The sequence below is a fragment of the Mycobacterium sp. genome (assembly GCF_049673265.1).
Lineage (GTDB): Bacteria > Actinomycetota > Actinomycetes > Mycobacteriales > Mycobacteriaceae > Mycobacterium.
Genome location: NZ_JBATXN010000622.1, coordinates 1 through 7367, shown reverse-complemented (window position 1 = coordinate 7367; position 7367 = coordinate 1). Strand labels below are relative to the sequence as shown.

Below are 7367 nucleotides of genomic sequence, written 5' to 3'. Positions count from 1 at the left end.
CAGCGCGACCCGGCCCGCTTCTACGGGACGCTGGCAACCGACACCGCGGACATGGTCAGCGACCTCTGGCAGGGCATCCGCGGCGAACGCCCGGTGGGTCTGCGCCTTCTCGATGTCGGAGGCGGGCCCGGATACTTCGCGACAGCCTTTACCGATGCCGGGCTTGGGTACATCGGCGTGGAGCCGGATCCGAGTGAAATGCACGCCGGCGGTCCATTTTTGGCGGGTCAAGCGGGGCCCTTCGTCCGCGCCTCAGGAATGGCGCTGCCGTTCGCCGACGACAGCGTGGACATCTGCCTATCGTCCAACGTCGCCGAGCATGTCCCACGGCCTTGGCAGCTCGGCGCCGAGATGCTGCGGGTCACCAGGCCGGGCGGGCTGGTCGTGTTGTCTTACACCGTCTGGCTGGGACCGTTCGGTGGGCACGAGATGGGGCTGACGCACTATCTCGGCGGCGCCCGGGCTGCTGCGCGCTACGCCCGCAAACACGGTCACCCCGCCAAAAACAACTACGGCTCGTCGTTGTTCGCGGTCTCGGCGGCCGAGGGCCTGAACTGGGCATCCAGCACCGGCGCGCTGGTCTGCGCGTTCCCGCGCTACCACCCCAGATGGGCGTGGTGGTTGACGGCGGTGCCGGTGCTACGGGAGTTCCTGGTGAGCAATCTCGTGCTGGTCCTTCAGCCGCGGTAATGGAACATGTTCTAATTCTTTCCCGGCTTGGGTAGGGTGGCGCCCATGCCCGCCGGCAGAAGATGCATGGGGGCACCTCCCGCTTGCGGGGGACGGAGCGATGAGGAGGAGCGGCGGAAAATGTCCGACATTAAGACCGAATACGACAAGCTTTTCATCGGCGGCAAGTGGACCGAGCCGTCGACCTCCGAAGTGATCGAGGTGCACTGCCCGGCCACCGGCGAATACGTCGGCAAGGTGCCACTGGCGGCGGCGGCCGACGTGGACGCCGCGGTCGCAGCGGCCCGCGCGGCATTCGATAACGGCCCCTGGCCTACGACGCCTCCGAAGGAGCGCGCCGCGGTTATCGCCAACGCGCTCAAGCTGATGGAGGAGCGCAAGGACGGGTTCACCAAGCTGCTCGGCCTTGAGACCGGCCAGCCACCGACCTCTGTCGAGACCATGCAGTGGATGAGCGGCATCGGCGCGATGAACTTCTTCGCCGGCCCCGCCGTCGACCAGGTCAAGTGGCAGGAGATCCGCACCGGCGGCTATGGACAGACGATCGTGCATCGCGAGCCGCTCGGCGTGGTGGGCGCGATCGTGGCGTGGAATGTGCCGCTGTTTTTGGCGATCAACAAGCTGGGCCCCGCGCTGCTGGCCGGCTGTACGGTCGTGCTCAAGCCGGCCGCTGAAACCCCGTTGAGCACAAATGCTTTCGCGGAGATATTTGCCGAGGCGGGCCTGCCCGAGGGTGTCCTTTCGGTGGTGCCCGGCGGGATCGACACCGGCCAGGCGCTGACCTCCAACCCCGACGTCGACATCCTCACCTTCACCGGTAGCTCCGCCGTCGGCAAGGAAATCGGCCGCCGTGCCGCGGAGATGCTCAAACCGTGCACCCTGGAGCTCGGCGGCAAGTCCGCGGCCATCGTCCTCGACGATGTCGACTTGGCCGCCGCCGTCCCGATGCTTGTTTTCTCCGGGATCATGAACACCGGCCAGGCCTGCGTGGCGCAGACCCGCATTCTGGCGCCGCGGTCGCGGTACGACGAAATCGTTGATGCAGTAGGCAATTTCGTGCAGGCTCTGCCGGTGGGGACGCCGTCTGACGCGGGCGCTCAGATCGGGTCGCTGATCTCGGAGAAGCAGCGAGCCCGCGTCGAGGGCTATATCGCCAAGGGCATCGAGGAGGGCGCGCGGCTGGTGTGCGGCGGCGGCCGCCCCGAAGGCCTGGACGACGGGTTCTTTGTTCAGCCCACCGTGTTCGCCGACGTCGACAACAAGATGACGATCGCCCAGGAAGAGATCTTTGGGCCGGTGCTTTCCATCATCCCTTACGACACCGAGGAAGACGCGATCAAGATCGCCAACGACTCCGTTTATGGGCTGGCTGGCAGCGTGTGGACCACCAACGTGCCGCGCGGCATTGAGATTTCGGAAAAGATCCGCACCGGAACGTACGCAATCAACTGGTATGCGTTCGATCCATGCTGTCCATTCGGTGGGTACAAGAACTCAGGCATTGGCCGCGAGAACGGGCCAGAAGGCGTCGAGCACTTCACCCAGCAGAAGAGCGTGCTGATGCCGATGGGCTACACCCTCGAGGGCTAGCCCGTGGCAGTCACTAACGCGAGGCGTTGATCGAGGTTGGCGTGGAAGTGCCCGATGGCACTTTCGTGCCGTCCGAACTCCACGAACGCATTCGCCCCGGAGCGCAAGCCGCGCTGCACACCGGCCGACATTTCGTTGTCCTCTAACACACCCTGCTCGAGCAGGCTCGGCGGTCTGCCGCCGTCTCGTTGGGCGGCCGCGATCATAGCCGCGTCTGCGAACTCGGGCGTGACGAAGGTATAGGTGGTGAGCATCGAATGCTCGACATCGATCGGGTCGACGACCACCACACTCACCTGGTCCGGAAACGTCGCGATCATCACGTTCGGGAACAGCTGATAGAGGAATGTCATGCGCTCCTTGGTCGTCCACGTTGGCTCTTCGCGGTCCCGGAGTCGTTCAATGTTGCGGTATGGGAACGTGATTCGGCTGTTCGGCCCAAACATTTCCACCACGTTGAGATCGTCGTACTGGAGCGGGAAGAAAGTCTCCCGGTGCGTTGAGCGAATGTGGTAGCCCTCCAGGAATTGCTCGATGAGCACCTTCCAATTGATGTTCCGCACTGCGGACTCGTTGACGACGAGCGGCTGGGCGGGCAACAGCTTGTCGCGCCACGGGCTGCCGTCCGTCAGTGCCGCCATCGCGTCGTCAGCAGTTGCCGCGTCGGGGTCCAGCGCGCCGATGACGATCAGGCCATCGACCTCATTGCTGGCGATTTCGACCAGGCCACGCGCCGAGACGTCCAAATCCGGGAAGGCGTCCGCGTGCGGAACATGGGCGAGCGAGCCATCAAGACGATAAGTCCAGCCGTGGTACCGGCATACCAGCGCGTGAGAGCATCCGGCACCCTCAACCAGAGCCATCCCGCGATGGCGGCAGGCGTTTCGGAATACCCGTGCCCGACGATCGCTGCCACGAACCGCGAACAGCGGCGTCCCGAAGCAGACGCGTTCGACATGGTCGCCTGGGCTCGGGATGGCCGCCGATGGAATGAACACGCTGGGAAGCGAGCGCAGCAACCGCTGTTCATCGGCGAATCGTGCTGGGTCTAGGTAGTTTTCCACCGGTTCGCGCCACGCCTCACCTTCATCGGTCGTCCCGGCGTCGATATGAGCGAGTATGCGGCGCACGATCTCCACATCGTCGGCGACCAGCGGCGTTGTCAAGGGACTCACTGCGAACCTCCCGTTTGGGTTCGATGACTGCGCTTTGCACGAACGATATGACAAAACTGAAGTGACGTCAATTTATTTTTTGGTAAGCTCTCCCCGTGATCACGACTGCTGAACCGAGGACCCAAAAGGGGCGTGCGACACGCGAACGACTCCTCGCCTGTGCCCGCGACACCGCAATCGCCAACGATGGTCATATCGAAATCGCTTGGGTCGCAGAGGCGGCAGGCGTCGTACCGAGCCTGGTCAACCGCTACTTCGGGTCGCGCGCAGGGCTTGTGAGCGCACTGCTGGACGATTTTTACCACCGGCTACACGCCGAGGTTCTCGACCTCGATCTCGACGATCTGGGGACATGGGTACAGCATGAACGCGTCCGCCTTGAGAAGGGTGTGCACTTCCACTACACCGATCCGGTTGCTGTCATCATCTACACCCGGCTATCTCGCGAGCCTGAGGTCGCGTTGACCGAGAACAGGCATGTCGACAGCGTCGTCAAGCACGCGGCCGCCAGCATCCGCCGCGGCCAGAAGCGTGGCGAACTAGCGTCATCCATCGATCCCGAACTGGCCGGCGCTGCGATGTTCGGCGCGATGCAGCGGGTGATGGTCACCGCGCTGAGTCGCACGCCGCGGCCGCGGCCCGATCGCATCATCGAGGTCCTCTGGCGGCAAGTCGCCGCCGCTGTCGAAATCGACCCGTACGCCGCAACCGATTAGAACGCTTCCTCGCGCAGGTCCATGACCGCCAGATCGACATTAGCAGCGATCCCGCGCTCAGCAGTCAGCCGCGGCAGCACGTTCTTGGCGAAAAAGTTTGCCGCAGCAACTTTTCCGTTATAGAACGCCCGATCGGCGGCTGCGGGCTCGCCGCCGAGTGCCGCCAGCGAGATCTCCGCCTGCCGAAGCAGCAGCCATCCGATCAGCAGGTCGCCGACGGCAAGCAGGAACGGCACCGACTCCAAACCCACTCGGTAGAGTTCGCGCGCGCTCTGCTGAGAATCGACCAGATAGCCGGTCATCGTGGCGACCCAACCTTGCAGATCTTCGAGTGCGGTGGTCAGCCGTTGGCGAGCGTCGGCGAGTTCGGGTCGGGCGTCGTCGCGTTCGATGAACGCCTCGATCTGCGCGACCACGTGTTGCAGCGCTTTGCCGTGATCGCGAATGATCTTGCGGAAGAAGAAGTCCTGCGCCTGGATCGCGGTAGTGCCTTCATAGAGGCTGTCGATCTTGGCGTCGCGGATGTATTGCTCGATCGGGTAGTCCTGCAAGAAGCCGGATCCACCGAAGGTTTGCAGCGATTCGGTCAAGGTCTGATAGGCCCGCTCCGAGCCCACTCCCTTGACGATCGGCAGCAGCAGATCGTTGACTCGTTCCGCCAACTCCGCGTCGGCGCCGGACACGACAGCAGCCGCCGCTGGATCTTGGTGGGCGGCGGTGTAGAGGTACAGCGCACGCAGGCCTTCGGCGTAGCACTTCTGCATCATCAGCGCCCGGCGCACATCGGGGTGGTGCAGGATCGTGACCCGCGGCGCGGTCTTGTCCGTCATCTGGGTGAGATCAGCGCCCTGGACCCGGGTGTTGGCGTATTCCAACGCATTCAGGTAACCGGTCGATAAAGTCCCAATAGCCTTGGTGCCAACCATCATTCGCGCATACTCGATGATCTTGAACATTTGCGCGATCCCGTTGTGGCGGTCGCCGACCAGCCATCCCTTCGCCGGCACGCCGTGCTGACCGAATGTCAGTTCACACGTGGCCGAAACCTTCAGCCCCATTTTGTGTTCCAGCCCGGTGACGAACGCCCCGTTGCGCTCCCCCGGTTCACCGGTTTTCGGGTCGAGCATGTACTTGGGTACCAGGAATAAGCTCAGACCCTTGGTGCCCGGCGCGGCGCCCTCGGGCCGGGCCAGCACCATGTGCAGGATGTTCTCGAACAGATCATCGGTGTCGCCATTGGTAATGAACCGTTTGACGCCGTCGATGTGCCAGGTGCCGTCACCCTGGTCGGTCGCTTTGGTGCGGCCGGCGCCGACGTCGGAACCGGCATCGGGTTCGGTGAGCACCATGGTGGCACCCCAGTTGCGGTCGATCGCCAGCGAGGCCCAATGCCGTTGCTGCTCATTGCCGATGCCGTAAAGGATGTTGGCGAGAACCGGGCCGGCCATGAACATGAACACCGGCGGGTTGGCGCCGAGGACAAACTCGTTGATCGCCCATTGCACCATCGACGGAGCCGGCACACCGCCGACGTCTTCGCTGAGTCCGACCCGGAACCACTCACCGTCGCGCCACGCGCCCAGCGACTTCTTGAACGGTTCCGGCAGGGTTACGACATGGGTGTCCGGGTCGAACGTCGGCGGGTGACGGTCGCCGTCGGCGAACGATTCGGCCACCGGGCCCTCGGCCAACCGGGCGGCCTCGGAGAGCATCTCCCGCACCGAATCGCCGTCGAGGTCGCCAAACGCGTCGTCGGCCAGCACCTCTTCCAAGCCGAGCGTTTCGAACAGGTTGAATTCCAGGTCGCGCACATTGCTCTTGTAGTGGCCCATGGCTGACGCCTTCCCCGATCGGCTGGGCCGAGCCTAACGCCGTCAGCTCCCCTGGAATCGGGCTTGGCGACGCTCGATGAACGATTGCACACCCTCGGCGGCATCGGCGCTGGCGAACAGGGCGGCCACGTCGGGTCGTAGCCGCTTGATGGCTGCCGCGTCGCCCTGATCGCGGGCCAGGTGCGCTGACGCCAGCGTGGCGCGCACGGCCAGCGGCGCAGCGCGCTCGGCGATGGTGTGGGCGATCTCGCGGGCGCGCGTCAAGGCGGCCGCGCCGTCATCGGCCACCTCCTGGACCAGACCGATCCGATGCGCCTCGGCGGCGTCGAACTCGTCCCCGGTCAGCAGCCAGCGCATGGCATTGCCCCAGCCGGCCTCGCGAGGCAGTCGAAGCGTCGCGCCCGCGAACGGATAGATGCCACGCTGCACCTCGAGCTGCGCGAACCGCGTGCTCGTCGCAGCGATGCGAACGTCGGCCGCCAGCAGCAGCTCGATACCCAGCGTCATGCACCAGCCGTGCGCCACCGTGATAAGCGGGGTGGTCCAGGAACCGTCCAGGCGCCAGGGGTCACGTCCGTCCGCCGGCACGGGCAGATCACCGGACGCGATATTGGGGCCGACGTCGACAAGGTCCAGACCGCCGGTGAAGTGATCGCCGTGCGCGAACAGCACACCGGCGCGCACCTCCGGGTCCGATTCCAGCAGCCCGTAGGCGCGGGACAGGTCGGTGAGCATCGTCCGGGTGAAGGCGTTGCGCTTGTGTGGTCGGTTCAAGCCGATCAGCAAGACGTGACCGTCACGCTCGAGGGTGACCGTTTCCAAGGTCGGAAGTGTGCTTGTCATCGGCCCGAGTCAACCGCACGGCAGCGGATTATGCAATAGAGCATAATCAGCGGTGGGGTGTTGCCACGTTGATCATCGCGATGACCCGGTTTACCTGGGTTTAAGCACCACGTTGAGCGTGTGTCGATTAGCACTTGCCTGCGCTGCAGTAGCCGGTATATGATGCTTTGCATAATCGCCCAGGAGAGAATCATGTTGAATGTCGAGCTCAACATCGTCGGCTTCCGCTTTAGCCGGGAAATCCCGGATCTACGCCGCAAGTCATTCCGATCCCGCGGGATCGGTCAACCTCCCACCCCAGAGCGACTTGGGCAGCTGCGCCAGTCGACCGCTGCGTGACGGTCGGACGGCAAAAGGACAGAACGATCATGTCGTTAGCGACGCATGCCCGCAGTAAGCGCGGTGACACCCGAACCAAGATGCTGATCAGCGCCGCCGAGGTAATGCGTGAACGCGGCGCGGCAGGTGTGACCATCGACGAGGTGCTCACCCGCAGCGGTGCGCCGCGCGGCTCGGTGTAC

Annotated in this window: 7 protein-coding genes and 1 pseudogene; 5 read left to right on the top strand and 3 right to left on the bottom strand. The window is 64.4% G+C overall.

From position 1 onward, the window contains the following. Together WBF82_RS21010 and WBF82_RS21005 are read left to right on the top strand one after the other, a co-directional pair. The coding region (locus WBF82_RS21010; RefSeq protein WP_424384860.1) for a class I SAM-dependent methyltransferase at positions 1-690 on the top strand (690 nt) is incomplete at its 5' end. Between the two features lie 120 nt (positions 691-810). Next, positions 811-2280: an aldehyde dehydrogenase gene (locus tag WBF82_RS21005; RefSeq protein WP_424384859.1), complete on the top strand. Its 1470-nt coding sequence runs from the start codon at positions 811-813 to the stop codon at positions 2278-2280. Here the strand turns inward: WBF82_RS21005 and WBF82_RS21000 are convergent. Continuing rightward, complete coding sequence (locus WBF82_RS21000; protein ID WP_424384858.1) at positions 2277-3455, bottom strand: aromatic ring-hydroxylating oxygenase subunit alpha; 1179 nt, start codon at positions 3453-3455, stop codon at positions 2277-2279. The genes WBF82_RS21005 and WBF82_RS21000 overlap by 4 nt on opposite strands. A 95-nt stretch (positions 3456-3550) precedes the next feature. Between WBF82_RS21000 and WBF82_RS20995 the strand changes: the two genes are divergently transcribed. Then, complete coding sequence (locus WBF82_RS20995; RefSeq protein WP_424384857.1) at positions 3551-4171, top strand: TetR/AcrR family transcriptional regulator; 621 nt, start codon at positions 3551-3553, stop codon at positions 4169-4171. On the opposite strand, the gene WBF82_RS20990 is transcribed toward WBF82_RS20995, so the two are convergent. Together WBF82_RS20990 and WBF82_RS20985 are read right to left on the bottom strand one after the other, a co-directional pair. Then, positions 4168-6003, bottom strand: coding sequence for an acyl-CoA dehydrogenase (locus WBF82_RS20990; RefSeq protein ID WP_424384856.1), 1836 nt, complete (start codon positions 6001-6003; stop codon positions 4168-4170). The genes WBF82_RS20995 and WBF82_RS20990 overlap by 4 nt on opposite strands. Before the next feature lie 42 nt (positions 6004-6045). Continuing rightward, entirely contained in the window at positions 6046-6846 is an 801-nt protein-coding gene (locus WBF82_RS20985; RefSeq protein WP_424384855.1) for a crotonase/enoyl-CoA hydratase family protein, read from the bottom strand. A gap of 192 nt (positions 6847-7038) precedes the next feature. Here WBF82_RS20985 and WBF82_RS20980 point away from each other — a divergent pair, with 192 nt between their 5' ends. Together WBF82_RS20980 and WBF82_RS20975 are read left to right on the top strand one after the other, a co-directional pair. Further along, the gene (locus WBF82_RS20980) at positions 7039-7185 is read left to right on the top strand and encodes a hypothetical protein (protein WP_424384854.1); all 147 of its coding nucleotides are present in this window, start codon (positions 7039-7041) and stop codon (positions 7183-7185) included. A 29-nt stretch (positions 7186-7214) separates the two neighbouring features. Next, positions 7215-7367: pseudogene (locus tag WBF82_RS20975) on the top strand (TetR/AcrR family transcriptional regulator); the annotation flags it as partial.

Excerpts from the sequence above, each read along its gene's own strand:
- WBF82_RS20990 (WP_424384856.1), bottom strand. The coding sequence starts at position 6,003 with ATGGGCCACTACAAGAGCAATGTGCGCGACCTGGAATTCAACCTGTTC.
- WBF82_RS20985 (WP_424384855.1), bottom strand. The coding sequence starts at position 6,846 with ATGACAAGCACACTTCCGACCTTGGAAACGGTCACCCTCGAGCGTGAC.
- WBF82_RS21005 (WP_424384859.1), top strand. The coding sequence starts at position 811 with ATGTCCGACATTAAGACCGAATACGACAAGCTTTTCATCGGCGGCAAG.
- WBF82_RS20980 (WP_424384854.1), top strand. The coding sequence starts at position 7,039 with ATGTTGAATGTCGAGCTCAACATCGTCGGCTTCCGCTTTAGCCGGGAA.